Below are 20,815 nucleotides of genomic sequence, written 5' to 3'. Positions count from 1 at the left end.
TCAGGTTGAGCCGCGTCGTGGGTTGGCTGCGCCCGGACCACGGCATCTCGCGGGCATCCTCGCACCCCTTCCCACGTGCGTATCAATCTACAGCACGCGGGTGGTCCTGGCCGACGAATGAATTGTGCCCGCCCGCCGCGTCACGGCGGAGGCTTTCGGCCGCCCGCCGGCGGTGCAGGGGCCTCGGTCGCGGCAGCCACGCCGGCCGCGGCGGACACGCCGGCGACGATGCCGTCCCAGTGGCTGCCCTTCCACAGGACCTTGCCGCATCGATCGCACCGCCAGAACTCGTCGTGGCGATCCGCCACCACCGCCGGCACCGCATCCCTGACGCTGTCCTTCGGGGCGGCCGCGAGCGCGCCGCCGCACGCCATGCAGCGGGGGTCCCGCACGGGCAGCCCGAGCTCCCGCAGCACGAAGCCGGCCTGCTCCGTCGGCCGCAGCCCGCGCGGCACGTAGAGCCCGCGCACGGCCGCGGTGCGCAGGGAGCGCCGCTCGAACACGCCGGCGTCGGAGCTCAGCAGCACCCGGCCGGTCTGCTGCGCGAGGCGCACGAGATCGCCGTCGTCGATGCCGTGCTCGAACATGGCGTCGTAGCCCGCGCCGCGCAGCCAGCGCGACAGGCCGCCCAGCATCGCGTCGCACAGGAAGCTCGGCGCCGCTGCGCTGTCCTGCGCCGCCGCGCCGCCCTGCGCCGGGGCCGCGCCGCCCTGCGCCGGAGCCGCGCCGCCCTGCGCCGCGCCGTCCTGCACCGGGGCCGCGCCGCCCTGCGCTGGATCGGCTCCGCCGCCCGCCTCACCCACGAGCATGCCCCATCACCTCAGGATGGCGGAAGGCCAGCGGGCGGCAAGGGCGCCGCCGGCGAAATCCCCACGCGCCCGCCGCGCGCTGCTACCGTCGGCGTAGGGTCAACCGATCGTGGAGGAGTCGATGTCGATGAAGCGTGCATGGTGCTCCTGCGTGGCGGCCGCCCTCGCCGTGCTGGCGAGCGCGCAGCAGGCGTCGGCCTACTGCCGCTCGAACACCTGCAAGAGGTCGGAGCTCTGCCTGCAGGACGACCAGCCGGTCGGCGAATGCAAGCCGCTCCGCTGGGCCGGCGATTGCATCGGCTTCAGCATCCAGGAGGACGCGTCCAGCGAGATCTCCTACCAGGAGATCTCCGACGTGCTCGAGGCCGCGTTCGACACGTGGATGCAGGCGCCCTGCGACGGGGGAACGCCGGGGCTCCGCGTCCAGAACCTCGGGCCCGTCGCCTGCGGAGCGGTGGAGCTCAACGCGAGGGACGGCAAGACAAGGATCGTCGATGGCCTCGTGCCGGGCAACGCCAACGTGGTCGTCTTCCGCGATCTGGAGTGGCTCGCGAGCTCGGGGCACAACAGCGAGATGCTCGCGCTCACGACGGTGCAGTTCGACAGGAAGACCGGTAATCTCTGGGGGGCCGACATGGAGATCAACACCGATCTCTACGATTTCACCGTCGGGGACGACTCCGCCGCGCCGAGGGAAGATCTGCTCGCCATCGTCACGCACGAGGCAGGGCATTTCCTGGGCCTCGACCACAGCATGGCCGGCCCCGAGGCGACCATGCACTCGAGGTACGACAGGGCGGACCCGATGAACTTCCGCACGTTGCACGAGGACGACATCGCGGGCATCTGCCAGATCTACCCCCCTCGGGATCTCTCCACGTCGACCTGCAACCCCATCCCTCCGCACGGGTTCTCGCCCGAGTGCGCCGACGACCAGCTGGTCCGCTGCAGCGCGGCGCCGCCCGCCGCCGGCGGTCCGGGGTGGAGCGCCCCGCTGGCCGCCGTCGCGATCGGCGCGGCGGCCTGGCTCCGCGCCGTCGGGCGCTCCCGCGCCGGCGAGCGCAACCCAGATCGGCGAGGGGGCCGGCAGTGAAGGGTGAATACCGGCCATCACGTGACCGGCTTCCCCTACCGTGGCGTCTATGGCTTCCCGATCCCGAGGACGCTCTCCAGGCTAGGGTAGGCGGCTTCCTTCTTGTCGATGTTCAGATCCTTCCAGGGAATTACCTCCTGTAGGAGACCGTAGTCGAAGGCCCAGAGATACTCTGGGCTCCCGGGCTCGAGCAGGGTGCAGCAGTAGTCGGTCCATGTTCCAAACCCATCCACCACGAGCGCCTCGCTGCAATTGCATGCGATATCGTCCTCCACCACCCTCCAGGGGATCACCTCCTCGAGCCGAAGCCGGCGCGCCTTGGGCTCACCCGCGCGAACGAAGCGGATCCCACGGAGGGTATGCTCGTTGCTCATCGTGAGCTCCAGCTCCAACTCTGGCCACACGGGGAGAGAGTAGAACATCTTCATGGCGTTCGGCGCCTGGCTTCTCGGCGCCGGCTCGACGCGCTGCGGCGCTCCAAGGAACCGACGATACGAGTCGGCATGGCACTCGTCCGCGATGTCTGGGTCTTCATGATCCAGGCGTGCGCGCGCCAGCATCTCCTTGGCCGCATCGAACGCCGCCTCATCGACGCCTAAACGGCGCAGGCCTCCTGCGATACCCTCGTTGTTTCGCATGCGTGACATGAGATAAACCTGAAGCGCGCTGATATAATCCATGACTGCTCGCTCCGAGATTTCACGGCTCATTGGATGTATTCAAGGCGCCCAAGCGACGTGGCCGCTGGTGCGACAAAGAGCACGGGGATCCTGCCGCCGCTCGGTAGCAACACGGATGCCGTGCTCAGATACCCCTTGGAGTGAGCCTCGAATTGTTCCCACTCTCCAAAGTCGCCCAGGTCCAACCTGACGACAAGCGGTCGCCTCTCGTCTGTCATCACGCCCCTTCCTTCTTCGCTTTGATCTGGTCGAGTAGCTCCCGAAGTTTATCCACGGGCATCGGTTTCGCCGGTGCGATTTCAACGTGAGTTTGGTGCTCGCCACGCTGGATAATTCCAGCCCCGGAGGGAGATGCTCGGCCTGGCACGCGCCCCCGGATCTCTCAACCTCCGCCGCGGCTCCAGCACGACATCGAGCCGGCGATCTGATAAGTTCGACGAATGAACGTGCGTCGCGCGATCCCCTACCTCTGTCCGTTGGCCCTGCTCGCCGCGTGCACGGATGAACGGCGCTTTGACGCGGGCACCGGCGGAGGCGCCGGGACCTCCGAGATCAACGGGAGCACGAGCGCAGCGACCGGGACCAGCGCAGGCAGCGGCGGCACGGGCGGCGGTGGCGGCAGTGGCAGCACTGGCGGCGACGGCAGCGGCGGCAGCGGCGACGAGCCGTCCCGGGAGCCCGAGGAGGTCCCGGTGCTGGAGGACATCACGTTCTACGACGGCTACGCCGAGACCGTCGACGAGCCGATCCCGGACGGCGTGATCCGCCACAACAACTCGCTGGTTGCGACCAGGTTGACCGACGAGCTGCTCGCCAAGATCCAGACCACCCTGAAGGTCCGCGTGGTCGTGGGAGCGCTGTGCGACAACTACGACCGACTCGGCTCGGTCAACCTGGCGCTGGTCCCCAAGGGCGCTCAGACCTACGTCCCCGGGGAGGTCGACCGGATCGAGATCGCACGGTTCGTCACGCCGTTCATGGACATGAACAAGCAGCCGAAGACGGTCCCCTACGAATGGGAGGCCAGCAACCTCGTGCCGATCTTGAAGGACCCCGACCTCCTGGCCGAACACGATTTCTGGTTCGAACTGGGCATCTTCGGCGTGCCTTACGCCGCGAACGACGAGGTCCCCGGGTGCGCTGGTCGCAATGACACGCAGCTCGGATCGCTGCTGTTGTACACCGACAGCACGCGGGAGGCCCAGGACTTCAGCGTCCTGCTGCCGCTGGCCATCAGCGAAGAATTCAACAACTACGCCACGGGCGCCAGCGACAAGGTCGGCACGACCCGCAAGACCGTCAGCTTCGAGTTGCCGGCGGATACACAGAATGCACAGCTCGTGTTGATCACGTCGAATCACGGCGCCAACCAGGGCGGCGAGGAGTATATTCGCCGCGACCATTACGTGTACGTCGACGGCGAGCTGGCCTTGCAGTACAAGCCCGGGCGCACGTCGTGCGAGCCGTTTCGCAAGTACAACACCCAGGGCAACGGCATCTACGGGGCGTCCCCGCGGTCGGACAAAGAGTGGCAGTCGTTCAGCAACTGGTGCCCTGGCGACGTGATCGACACCCGGATCGTCCCGTGGGGCGCCGCGAGCGCCGGCACGCACGAGTTCGTGATCGACGTCCCTGACGCGACCTTCGCCGGCGGGGAGGGCAATATCCCGTTCTCGCTCTACGTGCAGGCGCGTTAGGAGCTCCAAACGCCAGCACCCGACGCGGGAACAGCCCGGGCCGTCACCGCGCTCCCGGCGCCTGAGCGCGGCGGCGACCGTGCCGCCGCGCGCGCAGGAGCGCGCCGCCGGCCGCGGCGAGGAAGCTAAGGAGCGCCCCGGCGCGCCCCCCGCCCGACGCCCCGCAGGAGCAGCCGCCGCCGGCGCTCGGCTCGGCTGCGCCCGCGCCGGCCTCGCCCCCGCCGGCGCTCGCCTCGCTGCCCGCGCCCGCGGCGCCGCCCGGGCCGGCGCCGGCCTCGCACGAGGCCGCGGCGCCGACGAAGCGCGCTGTCGCCCGCCACAGCCCGGGGCAGGTCCGGCCGGTCGAGCTGTCGCCCCCGCAGGCCTCCGGCGGGCCGCAGAGCCGGTCGAGCGTCATGAGCGGCGAGAACGTCCTGCCCCCGTCCGTGGAAATGCCGGCGGAGAAGCCGTCCACGGGCTCGTCGGCGCAGGCGAAGAGGCCCCGCGCCGTCCAGGTGAGGCAGCGGACGCCGAGCTGCCCAACCTGGGTGAACTCCAGGGTATCCGTCGGCGCGACCCACAGGCCGTCCAGATCGCTGCCGGCCGCGATCTCGGTCCCGTCGGGCGAGAGGGCGAGGCCGAGGAGGCTCGCCGCCTGGAACACCTCGCGCCACGTGGCGCCTCCGTCCCGCGAGACCAGCAGCGCGTCCGCGCCGTCGCCGTCGCGGCGCACGTACACCACGTCAGGGTCTTTCGGGTCCACCGCGCCGAGGTACGGCAGGTTGCGATCGTCGCTGCCAGGGACGTCGAACTCCTCCCAGGTCGCGCCCCGATCGTCCGAGCGCCGCACGATCCCCTCGAACGTGGGGCCGTTGCGCCGCCCGCTCACGTAGATGCGCCGCGGATCGCTGGGCGCGCTGTCCAGGGTCACGCCGAGGAACGTGCTCGGGAAATCGACCCCGGCCTGCGTCCAGGTCCGGCCGTCGTCCTTCGATTCCCAGACCTGCGTCAAGATCGCGTCGCTGGCCATGACGCTGGAGCCGAGCAGGAGGACGCTCGCGGGATCCGCGCGATCGATCGACAGATCGACGATGTTGCGCTCGGCGAGCGCGCCCTCGGCGATGCGCCAGTCGCAGCCGCGGTCGTGCGTCGCGCTGAGCCCGTCGAAGAGCCCGGCGAGGATCGAGCCGTCGGCGGTGACGACGAGCATCGGGTCCTCGAAGCCGCTGTAGCCGATGGCCGCTTCACAGATCCATGACCAGCGCTCGCCGCCGTCGTGGGTGGTGAGGACGCCGTAGGTCGCGCGGACGACGATGTGCTGGGGATCGGCGGGATCGACGAGGATCTGGCCGGCGGTGGGGTATCGGCCGTTGGCGCGCGCGGGCGTGGCGGCGGAGAGGGCGAGGCCCGCGGCGGCGGCCGCGAGCCCGAGGGCGATACGGTTCATCGAAGCGATGTACGCTACTGCCGCCGGAACTGCTGGTTCGTCCCGTTGTTGCACGTGTACTGGGCGAGCCTGGCGCCGTCGGCCGTGCTGGCCCCGTAGACGTCCACGCACTTTCCGCTGTTGACCGAGCGCAGCGAGACGACGCCGTTGCCGCGATCGATGAGATCCCACTTCTGGCTGTTCCTGCTGCTGTTGCAGTCCGCCTGCGTGATGTTCGCCCCGTTGTTCCGGCTGGACCCTTGCACGTCGGCGCACTTTCCGCTGTTCACGTTCTTCACGGTCGCCGTGCTGCCGCTGATGATCTCGACTTGCCACTGCTGATCGCTCGCCCCGGTGCACGGCCGCTGGACGACGGTGGCGCCGCTGTTCAGGCTCGCCCCGTTGACGCTCATGCATTTGCCGGAATGGAGGGCCGCCAGGCTCTGGCCGGTGGCGCCGCCGGGGTCGGGCGTGCCGCCGCCGGTGCCGCCGCCGGGGTCGGTCGTGCCGCCGCCAAGGCCGGAGATCTGGACCTGCGCGCCCGTGGCCGACACCGAGAGGACCTTCAGCGTCGCGTTCGTCCCGAAGAGCTGATGAGAAGCGCCGACGACGAGCGGCGCGTCCCTGAAGTTCCCGCCAGGGACCATGTCGAGCAGGTGCGCCCGGCCGCTCTCCCGCGACTGCGTGAAGAACGCATGGATGAGCACGCCCTTCGTGGAGAGGTTGCGCGAGTCGACGACGTTCGTCGCCGCCGGCTGGCGGAACTCGATCTGGTACATGATGTCGTTCGGGCCCTTGACGCGGAGGAGCTGGGTCCCGGTGCTCGCCTCGGTCAACGGGGCGAGCGTATACGTCCCGTCCGCGGTGACCGTCTGGGCCTGCGACGACGGGATCCACCCGAGGTTCACCTTGTAGTTGGCGTTATAGTGCTGCTTCATGCCGTCGCCCATCGGGTCGAAGATATCGCCGTACTCGTCGAAGGTGCAGTCGTTGCTCATCGTCACCGTCGCGCCGCCGTTGCGGCACGTCCGCGAGGAGGCGTGCCACAGGCCGAAGTTGTGGCCGAGCTCGTGCACGACGACCTCGGGCCAGAGGCCGGCCATCCAGGTGGCGTTGCCGGGCTGCGCGCCCATGCCGGCGTACCCGCAATCCATGTTCCCCAGGACCATGTAGTGCTGGTACGCGCTCAGGTTGAAGCCGGCGTTCTTCGCCGCGGTCCTGGCCTCGTTCTGCCATCGGTCGTAGTCGTCGCACTTGCCGAAGGTGATGTTGAACGGGCCGGCGACGTCGTACTCGAGCTGCATCTTGCCGAACGACGAGCCCGCCAGGTGGGTCGCCGCTCCGGCCATCATGTTGCGCACGTCCTGCTCCGTGCCCATCGTCTGGCCGCCGTTGAACTGCACGCGCAGCACCAGGACGCGCTTGGTCCCCGTCGTGACGAGCGCGTTCGTCAGCTCGCCGATGCCCTCCGCCGGCCGCATCGTGTCGACCACGATCATGCCGTCGTCGGTCACGGTGCCGAACACGTCCACCGGGGAGCCGCTCGCCGTGCGCCAGTCGGTCGACGGCTCGGCGCCCGGCCCCGTCTCCGTCATCGAGCCCAGGTCGAGGCGCACGAACACCCCATCTTCTCGCTCCAGCATGTACCGCGCCTCGCCATTGGCGACGGCGACGGTCAGCGTCCCCGAGGCGGTCGGGGTCGGCCCCGCTTCGTCACCGGCGTCGAGGCTCAGACAGCCGGGCGCGAACGCGCACGCTGCGGTGAGGGCAGCCGCGGTGAGGTGTGACTTGAAGCGCTTCATTGGATCTTCCTTTCCTGGCTCGGTCCGATGCGCCCATCTCCCCCGATGTCGGAGAGCGCCGCACCACCCCCCTCAGGAGCCAGGGCGCGGCGAGACGGAGCGCTGTCAAGGAGAGGCCGCAAGCGCCGCCAGCCTCTCCGCTGCTGATGTAACTTGACGGCCAATCCGCTCGCGGATCCGGGCGACGATCGCTCGCGATCGCTCGCGATCGCCGCGCCGTGCCGCCGTCCACGCACCCTCGCGAGTGTCTTTGCCTTCAGAGCAAATCCGCGGCCACAGTCGTGCTATCGGCTTGACACGGGCAGCGCGCCTCTCTGGGTGAAACAATCACGTGAGGACGGCCCGTGATCCAATCCGATATGATGTTTGCGCGACTGGCGTGGATCGCGAGGGATCCTGAATGGACATGAAAACACCACCCCAGTGAGACCACGTGAGCTGGTGGATGAGCTCTTGTGGTCGTCCGATCGGCGAGTTCGGCCAGCGTTCTGCGCGATTTGCCGCGAGGGTGGCGATCCGTGGTTGCGGGTGAGCGCGTGAGTTCTCCAGTGAGGGCGCGGGCGGCGATGTGGGTAGATTGGCGCGCTGGGTGCGCCTTATCGGCCGTCGCTTCGTCCGGCGCTCCGTGGGGCGCGGCCTGGCCGCACGCGCGTAGCGCGGAGGGAGAGCGAGGGGACTCGCGGCAGGGCCGCTCAGCGGGGCGGGGACGGGGCCGCTCCGCCCAGCTGGACGGCGGCCCCGCGGCGGATCGCGCCCTCGCGGCGCACGGCCGCGTAGACCCCGGCGACCGCCGGGAACACGACGCCGGGGGCGACGGTCGCGCTCGCGACCGCGTTGTGCCGGGCGAGCGCGCGCAGGAGGCCAGGATCGCGCGGGAGGTCGCCCTGGGTCAGCGTGGGGACGACGCAGCGGGGGCAGGGATCGATGACCTCGAGGCGGACCTCCTGGGCGATCTCCAGCGAGCGGCCTATCCAGCCGTTCTCGACGAAGCGGCGCTCGCCGGCGGCCGTCGCGACGACGAGGTTCGGGCGGAACCTCGGGACCTCGATGCGCCCCGAGGGGTGGAGATCGCGCAGGTGGTCGAGCGTCGCCGTGGTCAGCACGTGCATGGCGGCCACATCGAAGAACGTGCCGGCCGGCGCGGCGAGCGCCATCGGCTCCTCGACGATCGTGGCCTGCGCAGCGGAGCCGTCCGCGGGCGACCGATCCGCCTCGCGCGTCGCCGCGTCGGGCGGCCGGCTCACGAGCGCCACGTCGCGGCCGAGGGCGCGCGAGAGCGCCCGATCCACGTCCGGCTGCGCGCTGCTGAGCACGGCGCCGTCGGGCAGCGTGATCCACACGGGCGGCAAGGGCGCCGAGGGGCGCGGCGGCGCCGCGAAGGCCGCGCGGCACGCGAGCAGCGCGCCCCACTTGCCGGGGTGCTTGGCGCTCGCGACGTGCCCCGTCTCGCGGTCGAGGACGGCATAGGCCCGGTCGCCGAGCGCGCCGCGGTCCGTGATCTCCGCCTCGTCGATCTCCTCGCCTTGCATCGATTTGACCGGATAGCGCCATATCGACACGACCGTTCCGGTGGGCTGTTCGTCCGGGGGCATGGCGTCTCTTTACCCGTTACCCGTTGCTCGATCTCCGGGCGAGCTCGGCGTTAGGAGATCGACGGCGCGACACGGCGCCTCGCGCCTCGTTCGGCTCCGCCGCCCTCGGCCCCTGGTCGCTCGCTCGGCTCCGCCGCCGCCCCTGGCCTGGATGCGCGCTGCGCCAAACGCGCGCATCGGGCCTCACGCGGGGACGACCAGCTCCGCGAGCGGGAGCAATGCGTAATCGGCGGCCGCGGTAAACCGCATCTCCCCGTCGATCAGGTAGAGATCGGCCGCTCCGGGGCGATCGTCCAGGATCCCGAGGTCGTACACGACGACGTCGCCGTCGACGCGCAGCGTGCGGATCCCTCCGATCTCCTTCTGGTGCGCTGCCGCCGTGAGCCAGTCGTGACCGAGCTCCGCCTTGCACTTCCTGTGACCGGTGTGACCGGCGACCTGCCGCAGGCCGCGCGGGAGCGAACGCGGCTCGAAGCGCCGCGGCCGCGCCGGATCGAGCTCCCATGCCGGATCGCCCCCTGCGCGATCGACGTGCGCAGGTCGATGGTAGAGCAGGCCGCCACCTTCGTTGCCCGCGGCGCCTGCCATGTGGAGAGGCTCGAGCGAAAGTGGCGTGCGCGCGCCGCTTTGCCATTCCGTGCGCCGCGCGTCGACCGCGGCGCGCAACTGCCGCTCGAGGGCAGCCGCCAGCCGATGCGGGTCGCGCTCGTCCGGCATGCCCAGCATCGCGAGCTCGCGCGTGGTCACGCCCGCGTGGGTCAGCAACACAGCGCGGCCGTCGGGCAGCACGCCCGAGAGCGCGAGATGAAAGCGCCCGCAGAGCAGCAGCTCAATGACGAGCTCGCGCTGGGACTCGCTGAACGACGCGTAATCGCGCGCCGCGAGCCCCGGGGTCGCCACATCGGGGAACTGCGCTGCGAACTCGTCGCGTTGGCGCCGGGCGGCGGCCTCGGCGCCTTCACGCCGCCTGGTCTCCTTGATCGAGCGCCCAAGCGCGCGCGCCGCGGCGAACCGCACGTCGTCGAGGCCGGCGAGCTCCATGACCCGCGCCGCGTCATGGTTGCCGAACAGGAGCCGCACCTGCGCGGGATCGTGGCTGGCCAGCCAGCGCAGCGTGCGGAGCCCCTCCGCGCCCGCGCCCACCGGATCATCGAGGTCATAGTCGAAGTGATCGCCGATCGACACGAGCACGACGTCGTCGGCCAGCCGGCCGTCCGCGCCGAGCAACGCGTGCGACGCGAGCACGGCCATCACCTTGGCCATCGGCGCCTGCGGGTCGCCCATCACGAAGATGCGCCGGGGCGTCACCATTTGCTGAGGCGCGGCCATGTTCGCGAATTTTAGCATGTTTTCAAGTTCGGGCAAACGCTTGTCGATTGTCACGCTGTACGGCCGCCTTCCGCCGCTGGTCTTGGGCATCCGGCGCTCGGCCGCCTCGGCCATGGCCTGAGTGGGGCGTCTTATGGCCCGCCGCAAACGTTACGCAGCCGCTCTGCAGACCGCGTGGTTCGCGGTGACGAAATCTATGACCTGAAGCGGGTCGGGATAACAACTGCCGCACGGGAAGACGTTCCTGGCTTCGTTAGTCCACAAACCCATGGCGCGCCAGCGCCTGCTGGTCATCAGCGGATATGAGTGGACTCAAGACGATATTCTCGTCGAAGCCGTAGAGCACCCACCTCCCGTTCACCGCAGCGCGCCAAGCACCTTTCATTCCCTCTGCTCGAAGCCAGGTAAGTGCACGATCGCCATAGCTGGCCCTGTGCTCAACTAGAACCTGTCCCGGATCAACCGTGCGCTGGCGCCCCTTGTGTGGGAGCCGCTCGAAGATGCGCTCCGCGTTCTGAAAATCTCCCTGGATCAATGAATTGATGTATTGCTTCGCCATTCTCTGTTCGCTCATGGCTTGTGGCCTATCGTTTCACGCTCCGAGGTCTGTTTCATCAGTTGCTGTATACAATAACGAGTTCGATTTCGCTTCGCGATTCAGCTTTTTGATGTCTCGGAGGACGAAGGCGGAACGCAGACACCTGTGCCCGTTTCAGCTGTCCCATCGTCGAGATTCTGCTGTTGGCACGTCTGAGCCGCCGCACGCCCTTCCTCAACGAGGCGCTGGAACTCACCGTCCGCAGTGAGCCCCTTGAAGCGCTCGTCGAACGGCACGGCTTCGGCCCAACTCGGCGCAACAGCGAGGGCTTGCCTAAGATCGGCAATAGCCTCAGCGCGCTGGCCCAGCAGAGCGTGCACCGCGGCGCGGTTATACCATGGGCTCGCGAAATGGTGTGCCAATATCGAGTGCTCTGGAGGCGCCTGCGCGCTGCATCGGATGGCCGCGCTATAAGCGTTGATCGCGTCGTCGTGACGACTGAGGTAGATCAGCACAGTGCCCAGGATTTCCCATGATCGCGGTTCATTCGGGGCGGCGGCAACGAGGCGGTTAGCCGACGCCAGTGCTTCGTCGAGTCGACCCACATCGCGGAGCGCTACGGTGTGCTTGCAGAGAAGATCCACCAGCGTCCAGTCTGCCCTCAGATATCGGTGATCGAGGGCGCGGACGCAGTGATCCACCGTCAGCGTGTCCCTGACATCGAGGAGCGTGAGCGCGCGGTCGAAAGCCTCGACTATTTCACCCGCTGGATCGAGAAGGACGGTGGGAGTCTCCTCGAGCGTCGAGGCTTCGAGCAGAACTGTCCCGAGAAGGAACCACAAGGTGGGCGAGCGTGGCTCGATCGCGATCGAGCGTCGCAGCGCCTCGACGGTGCCCGCATAATCACCCGCGTCCCTCGCAAGCGCGGCGCGCTGGAAGAGAAGCGCTGCTTGCTGGCCCGAGCCTGGAGCGAGCAAGCCCTCGAGCACTTCCGCTGCTTCAACCCGCCAATAGTGGCGATAGAGCGTGGTGAAATTCTCGGTGATCACGAACGGTGCCTCTTCCCCAGCGAGCCCTCCACCCGGTGAGAGCGCAGTACAAAGGTCTTCTACGAGAGAGCGGACCTCCACGGCCTTGTCCTCGTCATGCTTCAGGCGGGTCAGCGTGGTGAGCGCGTTGGCGTACGCCATCCAGGGACCACCTCCCCATCGCCGCGCGAGCTGGCGAAGCGGGCGGAGGCTCTCGATCTCCGTTGTGGTGGACTCGAGAAGTGCGTTCACCGTCCGGTCGAGATCGGCGAGCCTCCTCTCTTTCAGCGCCGATCGCGAGAGGTGCGCGAGCATCAATGGATCGATTATCCAGGCGTGCTCGCCGGTGTCGGTCTCGATAGACTCGATGTTGTGGAAGTTCACCGCCGCGCGGTACCCAGCTGGAAGCGTCAGGACCTTTCCCAACCAGGGGCGCACGCGGAAAATCTCTGAAACTGTCGTGGTGACGATGTCCTCCTCCGGTCCGGCGGGATCGCGCAACGCACCAATGGTCCAGCCGGAATCCTGGGGATCGCTCGGGACCATTCGACGTAGACAGACGCGGAGTGACCTCAGACTACTCTGCTCCATCCTTATCAGGGCACGGAGCGGCGCGCTTGACCGCTTGGCACCGACACGCCTCACGACCGCCTCTTGCTCGTAGAGAATTCGCAGGGCTTGGTCCGCCCCAGGAACAGCATCACGTGGTGGGCTGCCCTTGAAATCTGGCTCGTGCACGACAATCTCGCCACCCACGTGGCGAAGCGTGAAGGAAATGTCCTCGAGTTCTACGGTCGCTCCATCGTTCAGTTCATTGCCTCCCTCGTGGTACCTGGCCACGACATCGAGAAGCATCTCAGCTTGCGATTCGAGATCGGCGCCACAGCGGACGACCACCTGGGAAGCGCCGATCCTACGGCGGAACTCTCTGGATGCGTATTCTTGCTGGCTCATCTTTGGCTATCACGATCCGGCTCGCAGTATAACACGAGATGACCACGTTGGAATTGGCTCGGCGACTGCGGCCGATGCCGCCAACGCATGTTCATGATATGATCTGCGGTGCCATCCCAGTTCCGCTTGTAACCCGGATCGTCATGGTGAGGCAGCTCGAACGCTCGAGCGATCTCTGTCAATGCTTCCGCTTCATTCGTCATTCGATCGCCGCGAAGCGCGATGAAATGATACGCTAGATCGCGCGCGACGTGCCGCAGTGCTGCCTCCACGTCCTCGAGCCGTACGCCATCGCGGAAACTATGAATGTCCCGCTCAGCGGAACCTTGAAAATGGGTAAGATCCATGAGCGTCGAATTGTCTCTCTACTCTGATATTCATCAGTCGCCTGGAAACATCGTTCACGGCAGCCTCGTCCATGCCGGCCACACGCACCCAGGCTGTCTCGCCGGTGATCTGACGGAAGGCGAGCGTCGCTGAAGAAGATTCCGCGCAGATCGTCACGGATTCAGAGAAATCGAGCTCGAGGAGCCCTGCCGAGCGCACCACCGCGCGAACATCCTCTGACAGGTTCGTTTGATCGGTGCTGTTGTACATGACCGCGTGCGGTAGCCAGCGCTGGCGATGCGCCATGTAGGCGTTTTGATAAAGGCGGTTCCTGAAGGATTTTGCCCAGAGCGAGAACTTCTCGCCCTCGCCCCCTTCGAAGACGCGGCCGAGCCCGTCATGCTCGAGATAGACTTGTTCAATGACGGCGCAGCCTACCGCGATGACGATGCAGTCTTCCGGTACTGAGTTCTCTCCAGTCGCCACGCTCTCTCGATAGAATGAGAGGAGACTCGGGACGTCCGTGCTGATGCCCTCCTGGCTGAAGAGTTGACCGTCGTCGTGGCCCATGACGGAAAGAAAACGCCTGTAATCGGGAGGCAGCGGATGGCCGGCGGTCTCCTCAAGGGAATCGATCTCGTCTGGCGTTGCGCCACGGATGCGTCGAGCAAACCCGGGGTCGTGCTGCTCGATGTAGGAAATGAGCTTCTCCACCGGCGCGTCTCCTGTGTCCTCATTTCAGCGCGCGGTGCGGCGTGCGCTGGTGGAAAGCCGAGCGAGCTGCGTGACGGCCGTCCGGGGTCTCGTTCGAGCCTGCGGCGAGCGGGTCGCCTCGTGCGGAACCGGCAACTTCGTTGCCGCCGTGTGCAAGCCGCGGGCACCTACGAGATGCGCAGCCTCAGCTAGGCCGCCCTGGAGCGATCCACGCGGAGCTCGATCCAGGGAGAGGTCTGCTCGGCCAGGGTGCGGTAGGTGAGCGCCGCGGCCCCGACGAAGAAGAGCGCGAGCGCGGCCGGGCCGATGTCGATGCTCCCGCTCGAATCGACGGCGCCGAGCATGCTCGCGTGGAACGCGCGGAACAGGCCGAGGTGAAGCGCCGCGAGCGCCCCGCCGAGCGCGAGCGCCCAGGAGCGGTGGAACCGCGCGCGCTGGGCGTGGTGGGCGACGACGGTCTCCGAAGCGACGCAGAGGCTGCCGTGCGCGGGCGCCCGGAGCACCCAGGCCCGCGCGGCGTCGCGGTACCCCTTGCCGGCGGCGCTCGCGTCGATCTCGCGGCGCACGGAGCCCGCGATGTAGATCGTGTCGCCGGGGCGGACCTCGGACACGTAGGCGGGCGCGCCGCCACGCCTCGTCGGGACGAAGGTGGTGTCGAGGCTCAGCCTGCCGCTCGCCGGCTCGACCCGCACGGTGGCGCCCGAGGCGAGCCGGAGCGAGAACGCGCGCGCCCGCGTCTGCCACGCGCTCGGCGCGGCGCCGGCCTGGCCGCCGCACGGGATCTCGACCGCGATCACCGCGTCTCCCGGCGCGGCGTCCTCCGCGCTCACCTCGCCGCGCAGGAGCGCAAACCCCTCGCGTATCGCGCCGGGTGACGCCGAAGGGCTCCGCGCATACGCGGCGATCTGCGAGCGCCGACGGTGGTGGTGGCAGCGCCCGATCGCGATGGCGACCGCGACACCCAGCACCACCCCGGCGACCCCGTAGACGATGAAAAGGCTCGCGACAAAACCCATCGTGCCAGCGTAGACGTGCGCCGTCGGGGCGTCGAGACAGGGTGTTGGTCTCGGGAGCCCCGCGAGCGCAAGGCGCGCATCTCGCACCATCGCCGCGCTGTGACCCCGCGCCCCGCGCCCCGCCTCGACACAGACAGCGCCGCACAGCGCCGCAGGCATCAATCCGAGCGCTGCCGCACGTCAGGGAGCGCACAGCCACGGGTGAGGCGCGGCGGGCACAGCCGCGCGGCGCATTGCGGTCTGGACGGGCGGATTGCCGCGGCGGGAGGCGATTTCGATATGGAGCAAGCGCCGCTCCAGGGCGGGCGCGAGGCCGCGTCCTGCGTGTCGGGCGCGGGTAGCGCCGCGCGTCAGAAATGGGCGATAGAACTTCAACGCGACGCCGGAAGCGTGTTAAGGAGACGCCGTGTCCGACCAGCTCAGCTCGGATCTCGCCTCGCTGCGGATCCAGCGGGACGTCGATCCCGATCGGCGGAGCCCGCTCCGTACCGCCCTCGTCGCCGCGGTCGTGCTCGCGGCGGTCGCCGGCGCCGCCGCGTTCGCCCTTCCCAGGGCGCAGAGCGCGCTCTTCAAGACCGAGGTCACCACCACGGAGGTCGCGCTGGTCTCACCGGCGCAGGCGTCGATCTCCGTGACGTCGACCGGGTACGTGGTCCCGCAGGTCGTGTCCAAGGTCGGGGCCAAGTTCCCCGGCCGCATCGCGCGGGTGCACGTCAAGGAAGGCGACGTGGTGAAGCAGGGCGACCTGCTCGTGGAGCTCGACGACGCCGACCAGAAGAGCCTCGTGGCCGCGGCCCAGGCCAAGGTGGCGGCGGCGCGGGCGCGCGCCTCGGCCTCCCGGGCGAGCATCGGCGAGGTGGAGCAGCAGCTCTCGCGGGAGCGGCTGCTCGTCGAGCGCCAGGTGACCGGCCGCGCCTCGATGGATGACCTCACCGCGCGCATGCACTCGCTCACCCAGTCGGCGGCGGCGGCCGACGCCGAGGTCAAGGCCGCTGCGGCCGACGTCGAGAGCCTCCGGGTCACGCTGGCCGACCGGAAGATCGTCGCGCCGATCAGCGGCACGATCATGTCGAAGCCGCCGGAGGTGGGCGAGGTCGTCGGCCTCGAGCTGCCGCACCTCGTCGAGATCGCCGACTTCACGTCGCTCGTCGTCGAGACCGATGTCCCGGAGACGCGCCTCTACCTCGTCGAGCCCGGCAAGCCGTGCGAGGTGGTCCTCGACGCGTACCCCTCGAAGCGGCACCGCTGCACGACGCTCGAGATCGGCAAGCGGGTGAACCGCGCCAAGGCGACCATCCCGGTGAAGGTGAAGTTCGTCGGAGAGCCGAAGGAGGCGCTGCCGGAGATGAGCGCGCGGGTGAGCTTCCTCGCCGAGGCGCTGTCCGAGGAGGCGATGAAGGAGCCGCCGAAGCGGGTCGTCCCGGAGGCCGCGGTGGTCGAGCGGGGCGGCGCCAAGGTGGTGTTCGTGGTCAACGAGGGCCAGGTGAAGATGGTGCCCATCAAGGTGGGCGGCCCCGCGCCCGGCGGGCTGGAGCTGCTCGACGGCCCGTCCCCGGGGGCGCGCCTCGTGGCGAGGCCGTCCGCCGAGCTCGCGGACGGTCAGAAGATCAAAGAGAAGGAAAAGGGGAGCGAATGACCGACGGGTATCGCGACGGGAAGCCGAAGCCCATTGTCGAGCTGCAGGGGGTCGGCAAGAGCTATTTCCGCGACAAGGAGCCGATCGTGGTGCTCGACAACATCACGCTCGACGTCCCGGAGGGGTCGTACGAGGCGCTGATGGGGCCCTCGGGCTCGGGCAAGTCGACGCTGCTGAACCTGATCGCCGGGCTCGATCGCCCGACGCGCGGCTCGGCGCGCGTGGCGGGGCAGGACCTCACGCGGATGAGCGACGGCGAGCTGGCGCGCTTCCGCTCCAGGACGATGGGCTTCATCTTCCAGGCCTACAACCTGATGCCGGTGCTCACCGCGGTCGAGAACGTCGAGCTGCCGCTCCTGCTCACGAACCTGTCGTCGTCCGAGCGGCGGAAGCGCGCGCAGACGGCCCTGCGCGTCGTCGGGCTCGAGGAGCGGATGGGCCACTATCCCCGGCAGCTCTCCGGCGGCCAGGAGCAGCGGGTCGCGATCGCGCGGGCGATCGTGAACGACCCGACGATCATCGTGGCGGACGAGCCGACCGGCGATCTCGATCGCAAGAGCGCCGACGAGATCCTGGCCCTCCTGGAGAAGCTCAACAAGGAGTTCAAGAAGACCATCCTGATGGTCACGCACGATCCGCAGGCCGCCGAGCGCGCGACCGTGACGCGCCGGCTCGACAAGGGGAACCTGTCATGAACCTCGTCTCCGTCGCCGCCAGGAACGTCCTTCGCAACAAGTTCAGGACGCTGCTGACCGTGATCGGCGCGGTGGTGGCGGTGCTCGCGTTCGTGCTCCTCCGGACGGTGCTCTCGGCGTGGAACGTCGCCGCCGACCACGCCGCGAAGGACCGCATCGCGACGCGGCACAAGATCTCGTTCATCCTCCCCTTGCCGAAGCGCTACATGGACACGGTCCGCGAGGTCCCCGGCGTGACGGAGGGGTCCTTCATGAGCTGGTTCGGCGCCAAGGACCCGCGCGACGCCAACAATTTCTTCGCCTCGATGGCCGTCGAGTCGAAGACCTTCTTCAAGGTCTACGACGAGATGGTCGTCTCGCCCGAGGACATGGAGCGGTGGCAGGGCGACAGGAAGGGCGCCATCCTCGGCGACGTCCTCGCGGGCCGGCTCAAGGTGAAGCCGGGCGACACGGTGACGCTGGAGGGGACGATCTACCCCGGAAACTGGCAGTTCAACGTCTCGGGGATCTACACGGCGACGCGCAAGTCGATCGACAGGTCGCAGTTCATCTTTCACTACGACTACCTGAACGAGTCGCTCCCCGAGCGGCAGCGCGACCAGATCGGCTGGATGGCCGCCCGGATCGACGACCCGTCGCGGAGCGCGGACATCAGCGCGGCGATCGACAAGATCTTCGACGAGAAGGACGTCCAGACGGCGACGATGAGCGAGCGGGCGATGAACCTGTCGTTCATGGCGATGATGTCGGCCGTGCTGACGGCCCTCAACGTCGTGTCCATCATCATCCTCCTCATCATGATGATGATCCTCGGCAACACGATCGCCATGGGCGTCCGGGAGCGGACGCGGGAGTACGGCGTGCTGCGCGCGCTCGGGTTCGAGCCGAAGCACGTGAGGATCTTCATCATCGGGGAGGCGGCGACCATCGGGCTCTTGGCCGGGTTCCTCGGGCTCGTGGTCTCGTATCCGATCGTCGAGCTCGGGCTGGGCCGGTGGCTGGAGGAGGACATGGGCGCCTGGTTCCCTTATTTCCGGATCGAGCCTTCGACGATGGTCATGGCGGTGCTGCTCTCGATGGGGCTGTCGCTCGTCGCGTCGCTCATCCCGGCGTACAACGCCTCGAAACTCTCGGTCACCGACGCGCTCCGGCGCGTGGCGTGAGCGACCCACGCAGCCTGTCTTCGACACCCTGAAAGCGGGAGAGAGCGCTCATGATCCCCGTCGCTTACAACGTTCGAAATCTGGTGGTGCGCAAGACGACGACCCTCGCGACGGCGTCCGGTCTCGGCCTCGTGGTGTTCGTGTTCGCGTCGGTGCTGATGCTCGCGAACAGCGTGGAGCGCACCCTCGGGCGCACCGCGCGGGACGACGTCGCGATCGTGATGCGGAAGGGCTCCGACGCCGAGATGGTGAGCAGCATCGAGGAGCAGCAGATCGGCGTGATCCTCGCGAGCGCCGAGGTCGCGAAGCGGCAGGACGGCAAGCCGGACGGGGTGGGGGAGGTGATCGCGGTCATCCTCCTCGAGAAGCTCGGCACGGACGGCATCTCCAACGTGCAGGTGCGCGGGGTGCCCGACGACGTGCTCGCGTTCCGCTCGCAGGTGAAGATCATCGAGGGCCGGCCGGCGCAGCCGGGCACGGACGAGGTGATCGTGGGCAAGGCGATCAACGGCCGCTTCAAGGGCCTGTCGATCGGCGAGTCGTTCGAGCTGCGAAAGAACCGGCCGGTGAAGGTCGTGGGGGTGTTCGACGACGGCGGCTCCTCGTTGGAGTCCGAGGTCTGGGCCGACCTGCACACGACGCGCTCGGCGTTCGGCCGCGAGGGGGGCGTCTCTGCGGTGCGGGCGCGGCTCGCCTCGGCCAGCAAGTTCGACGCGTTCGAGGCGTCGATCGAGCAGAACCGGAACCTCGGGCTCGAGGTGATGCGCGAGAGCGTCTATTACGAGAAGCAGTCCGAGGGGACGAGCATGTTCATCAAGGTGATGGGCGTGCTCATCGCGGTGTTCTTCTCGATCGGCGCCATGATCGGCGCGATGATCACGATGCACTCGTCGATCGCCAACCGGCAGCGCGAGATAGGCACGCTGCGGGCGCTCGGCTTCTCGCGGTTCAGCATCCTCGTGTCGTTCCTCATCGAGTCGGTCCTCCTCGCGCTGGCGGGCGGGGCGCTCGGCGTGCTCGCCGCGCTCGGGATGCGGTTCGTGCGCTTCTCGACCGTCAATTTCGCGAGCTGGTCGGAGGTCGTGTTCACGTTCGAGCCGACGCCCGGGATCCTGCTGACGTCGGTGGCGATCGCGGCGGTGATGGGCCTGCTCGGCGGGTTTTTCCCGGCGCTCCGCGCTGCGCGGATCAGCCCGATCCAGGCGATGCGGGGGTGACCCGGGGCGCGGGGGGCGGCGCCTGAGGCTTCCCCCGCAAACTCTTCGGAAAGTTCACAGGGAGACGGGGAGACGGGGAGGTAAATCCTCAGATACTCCCTGTCTCCCCGCCTCCCTGTTCAATTTCCCAGCTGAAACGGGCCGCGAAAGGTGTTCCGGCGCGCCCAGGGCTCCCTTGGCCAGGGACGTGCTCTCCCCTCGGCAGGGGGAACAGCATGCCCACGATCACCAAGGCGATTTACGTGAACTTCGCGGCGGGGAGGAACGTGGAGCGGCTGAATCGGCTCTCCTCCCTGGTCCAGCGGACAGAGCTGAACTCCCTGGTGATCGATATCCGGTCGGAGGGTGGCGCGCTCCTCTTCGAGCGGGACGAGGTGACAAGGGCCCAGCTGGGCGCCCTGCGCGAGGCCGGCATCTACCTCATCGCCCGGCTCGTCGCGTTCAAGGGCGGCCCGCGGGGCTGGTACGACCCGGCCTCGCAGCCGCGATGGCACGAGATCGCGGAGATCTCGCTCCGGGCGTACGACGCCGGCTTCGACGAGGTGAACTACGATTATGTGCGTTATGGCGCCGCGCGCGAGCCGCGGTCGCGGACGCCGATCGAGGAGAGGGCGCCGACGATCCGCGCTTTCTTCGAGTTCCTCCGCGCGGAGGTCGGCGATGCCGCGTCTCGCCCGATCTCCGCGGATGTCTTCGGGTTCACGCTGCTCGGGCCGCAGGACGGGATAGGCCAGCGGCTGGAGGACGCCGTGGAGCTCTTCGACTACGTGATGCCGATGCCGTACCCGTCGCACTGGGGCCCTGGCAGCTTCGGGTTCGCGAACCCTGCGCATCACCCCTACGAGACCCTGTATGCCTCGCTCTCGGCCGGCTGGCGCAGGGTGGCAGCGCTTCCCGGGCGCATCGGGCTGCTGCGCAGCTGGATCCAGGCGTTCGACTTGGACAGCTCGCGTCCCATGCAGCGGTACGAGTACACGCCGTGGCACATCCGGGAGCAGATCCGCGCGAACGACGACGTCGGCTGCGCGGGCTACGCGGCGTGGAACCCCCGCAGCCACTACGACGAGAGCGCCTTTGTCGGCGCGCCGCCGGACACGGCTTGAGCCGCCGCCAGGCCGGG

Annotated in this window: 18 protein-coding genes; 7 read left to right on the top strand and 11 right to left on the bottom strand. The window is 68.5% G+C overall.

Annotated elements, in window-relative coordinates:
- Positions 1-140: 140 nt before the first annotated feature.
- Positions 141-809, bottom strand: coding sequence for a Mut7-C RNAse domain-containing protein (locus WME97_RS35605; protein WP_437544313.1), 669 nt, complete (start codon positions 807-809; stop codon positions 141-143).
- Between the two features lie 127 nt (positions 810-936).
- Here WME97_RS35605 and WME97_RS35600 point away from each other — a divergent pair, with 127 nt between their 5' ends.
- On the top strand, positions 937-1,902 hold the full coding sequence (locus WME97_RS35600; protein ID WP_437544311.1) for a matrixin family metalloprotease: 966 nt from the start codon (positions 937-939) through the stop codon (positions 1,900-1,902).
- A gap of 47 nt (positions 1,903-1,949) precedes the next feature.
- Here WME97_RS35600 and WME97_RS35595 read toward each other — a convergent pair whose 3' ends face one another.
- On the bottom strand, positions 1,950-2,582 hold the full coding sequence (locus WME97_RS35595) for a hypothetical protein (protein WP_437544309.1): 633 nt from the start codon (positions 2,580-2,582) through the stop codon (positions 1,950-1,952).
- A gap of 440 nt (positions 2,583-3,022) precedes the next feature.
- On the opposite strand from WME97_RS35595, the gene WME97_RS35590 reads away from it, so the two are divergent.
- Positions 3,023-4,279 carry a peptide-N-glycosidase F-related protein gene (locus tag WME97_RS35590; RefSeq protein ID WP_437544307.1) on the top strand — a complete coding sequence of 419 codons (1,257 nt, stop codon included), beginning with the start codon at positions 3,023-3,025 and terminating at the stop codon, positions 4,277-4,279.
- A gap of 43 nt (positions 4,280-4,322) precedes the next feature.
- Here WME97_RS35590 and WME97_RS35585 read toward each other — a convergent pair whose 3' ends face one another.
- The 9 genes from WME97_RS35585 to WME97_RS35545 form a co-directional block, all read right to left on the bottom strand.
- Positions 4,323-5,705, bottom strand: coding sequence for a WD40/YVTN/BNR-like repeat-containing protein (locus WME97_RS35585; RefSeq protein WP_437544305.1), 1,383 nt, complete (start codon positions 5,703-5,705; stop codon positions 4,323-4,325).
- A gap of 14 nt (positions 5,706-5,719) precedes the next feature.
- Positions 5,720-7,486 carry an RICIN domain-containing protein gene (locus WME97_RS35580; RefSeq protein WP_437544303.1) on the bottom strand — a complete coding sequence of 589 codons (1,767 nt, stop codon included), beginning with the start codon at positions 7,484-7,486 and terminating at the stop codon, positions 5,720-5,722.
- A 692-nt stretch (positions 7,487-8,178) separates the two neighbouring features.
- Entirely contained in the window at positions 8,179-9,078 is a 900-nt protein-coding gene (locus tag WME97_RS35575; RefSeq protein WP_437544302.1) for an MOSC domain-containing protein, read from the bottom strand.
- A gap of 183 nt (positions 9,079-9,261) precedes the next feature.
- A complete protein-coding gene (locus WME97_RS35570; RefSeq protein ID WP_437544300.1) occupies positions 9,262-10,521 on the bottom strand; it encodes a metallophosphoesterase in 1,260 nt (419 codons plus the stop codon).
- A 139-nt stretch (positions 10,522-10,660) separates the two neighbouring features.
- Positions 10,661-10,981: a hypothetical protein gene (locus WME97_RS35565; protein WP_437544298.1), complete on the bottom strand. Its 321-nt coding sequence runs from the start codon at positions 10,979-10,981 to the stop codon at positions 10,661-10,663.
- A gap of 83 nt (positions 10,982-11,064) precedes the next feature.
- Entirely contained in the window at positions 11,065-12,927 is a 1,863-nt protein-coding gene (locus tag WME97_RS35560) for a tetratricopeptide repeat protein (protein WP_437544296.1), read from the bottom strand.
- Positions 12,924-13,274, bottom strand: coding sequence for a barstar family protein (locus WME97_RS35555; RefSeq protein WP_437544294.1), 351 nt, complete (start codon positions 13,272-13,274; stop codon positions 12,924-12,926). Before WME97_RS35555 ends, WME97_RS35560 begins: the two co-directional genes overlap by 4 nt.
- Positions 13,243-13,968 (bottom strand): SMI1/KNR4 family protein, encoded by a 726-nt coding sequence (locus WME97_RS35550; protein WP_437544292.1) that lies wholly within the window; start codon positions 13,966-13,968, stop codon positions 13,243-13,245. Before WME97_RS35550 ends, WME97_RS35555 begins: the two co-directional genes overlap by 32 nt.
- A gap of 188 nt (positions 13,969-14,156) precedes the next feature.
- Complete coding sequence (locus tag WME97_RS35545; protein ID WP_437544291.1) at positions 14,157-14,984, bottom strand: hypothetical protein; 828 nt, start codon at positions 14,982-14,984, stop codon at positions 14,157-14,159.
- A 406-nt stretch (positions 14,985-15,390) separates the two neighbouring features.
- Here WME97_RS35545 and WME97_RS35540 point away from each other — a divergent pair, with 406 nt between their 5' ends.
- From WME97_RS35540 to WME97_RS35520, 5 genes are all read left to right on the top strand, one after another.
- Positions 15,391-16,620, top strand: coding sequence for an efflux RND transporter periplasmic adaptor subunit (locus WME97_RS35540; RefSeq protein WP_437544290.1), 1,230 nt, complete (start codon positions 15,391-15,393; stop codon positions 16,618-16,620).
- Entirely contained in the window at positions 16,617-17,315 is a 699-nt protein-coding gene (locus tag WME97_RS35535; RefSeq protein ID WP_437544288.1) for an ABC transporter ATP-binding protein, read from the top strand. The genes WME97_RS35540 and WME97_RS35535 overlap by 4 nt, the downstream gene beginning before the upstream one ends.
- A complete protein-coding gene (locus WME97_RS35530) occupies positions 17,312-18,478 on the top strand; it encodes an ABC transporter permease (RefSeq protein WP_437544286.1) in 1,167 nt (388 codons plus the stop codon). Before WME97_RS35535 ends, WME97_RS35530 begins: the two co-directional genes overlap by 4 nt.
- Positions 18,479-18,528: 50 nt before the next feature.
- Positions 18,529-19,695 (top strand): ABC transporter permease, encoded by a 1,167-nt coding sequence (locus WME97_RS35525; RefSeq protein WP_437544284.1) that lies wholly within the window; start codon positions 18,529-18,531, stop codon positions 19,693-19,695.
- Positions 19,696-19,910: 215 nt separating this feature from the next.
- The gene (locus WME97_RS35520) at positions 19,911-20,798 is read left to right on the top strand and encodes a putative glycoside hydrolase (RefSeq protein ID WP_437544282.1); all 888 of its coding nucleotides are present in this window, start codon (positions 19,911-19,913) and stop codon (positions 20,796-20,798) included.
- Positions 20,799-20,815: the final 17 nt, after the last annotated feature.

The organism is Sorangium sp. So ce367, assembly GCF_051520455.1.
Lineage (GTDB): Bacteria > Myxococcota_A > Polyangia > Polyangiales > Polyangiaceae > Sorangium > Sorangium cellulosum_B.
This window is presented reverse-complemented; position numbering and strand designations above follow the sequence as displayed.

Bases quoted from the DNA above. Each gene is read 5' to 3' on its own strand.
- WME97_RS35605 (WP_437544313.1), bottom strand. From the start codon at position 809: ATGCTCGTGGGTGAGGCGGGCGGCGGAGCCGATCCAGCGCAGGGCGGC.
- WME97_RS35600 (WP_437544311.1), top strand. From the start codon at position 937: ATGAAGCGTGCATGGTGCTCCTGCGTGGCGGCCGCCCTCGCCGTGCTG.
- WME97_RS35595 (WP_437544309.1), bottom strand. From the start codon at position 2,582: ATGGATTATATCAGCGCGCTTCAGGTTTATCTCATGTCACGCATGCGA.
- WME97_RS35590 (WP_437544307.1), top strand. From the start codon at position 3,023: ATGAACGTGCGTCGCGCGATCCCCTACCTCTGTCCGTTGGCCCTGCTC.
- WME97_RS35585 (WP_437544305.1), bottom strand. From the start codon at position 5,705: ATGAACCGTATCGCCCTCGGGCTCGCGGCCGCCGCCGCGGGCCTCGCC.
- WME97_RS35580 (WP_437544303.1), bottom strand. From the start codon at position 7,486: ATGAAGCGCTTCAAGTCACACCTCACCGCGGCTGCCCTCACCGCAGCG.
- WME97_RS35575 (WP_437544302.1), bottom strand. From the start codon at position 9,078: ATGCCCCCGGACGAACAGCCCACCGGAACGGTCGTGTCGATATGGCGC.
- WME97_RS35570 (WP_437544300.1), bottom strand. From the start codon at position 10,521: ATGGCCGAGGCGGCCGAGCGCCGGATGCCCAAGACCAGCGGCGGAAGG.
- WME97_RS35565 (WP_437544298.1), bottom strand. From the start codon at position 10,981: ATGAGCGAACAGAGAATGGCGAAGCAATACATCAATTCATTGATCCAG.
- WME97_RS35560 (WP_437544296.1), bottom strand. From the start codon at position 12,927: ATGAGCCAGCAAGAATACGCATCCAGAGAGTTCCGCCGTAGGATCGGC.
- WME97_RS35555 (WP_437544294.1), bottom strand. From the start codon at position 13,274: ATGGATCTTACCCATTTTCAAGGTTCCGCTGAGCGGGACATTCATAGT.
- WME97_RS35545 (WP_437544291.1), bottom strand. From the start codon at position 14,984: ATGGGTTTTGTCGCGAGCCTTTTCATCGTCTACGGGGTCGCCGGGGTG.
- WME97_RS35535 (WP_437544288.1), top strand. From the start codon at position 16,617: ATGACCGACGGGTATCGCGACGGGAAGCCGAAGCCCATTGTCGAGCTG.
- WME97_RS35530 (WP_437544286.1), top strand. From the start codon at position 17,312: ATGAACCTCGTCTCCGTCGCCGCCAGGAACGTCCTTCGCAACAAGTTC.
- WME97_RS35525 (WP_437544284.1), top strand. From the start codon at position 18,529: ATGATCCCCGTCGCTTACAACGTTCGAAATCTGGTGGTGCGCAAGACG.
- WME97_RS35520 (WP_437544282.1), top strand. From the start codon at position 19,911: ATGCCCACGATCACCAAGGCGATTTACGTGAACTTCGCGGCGGGGAGG.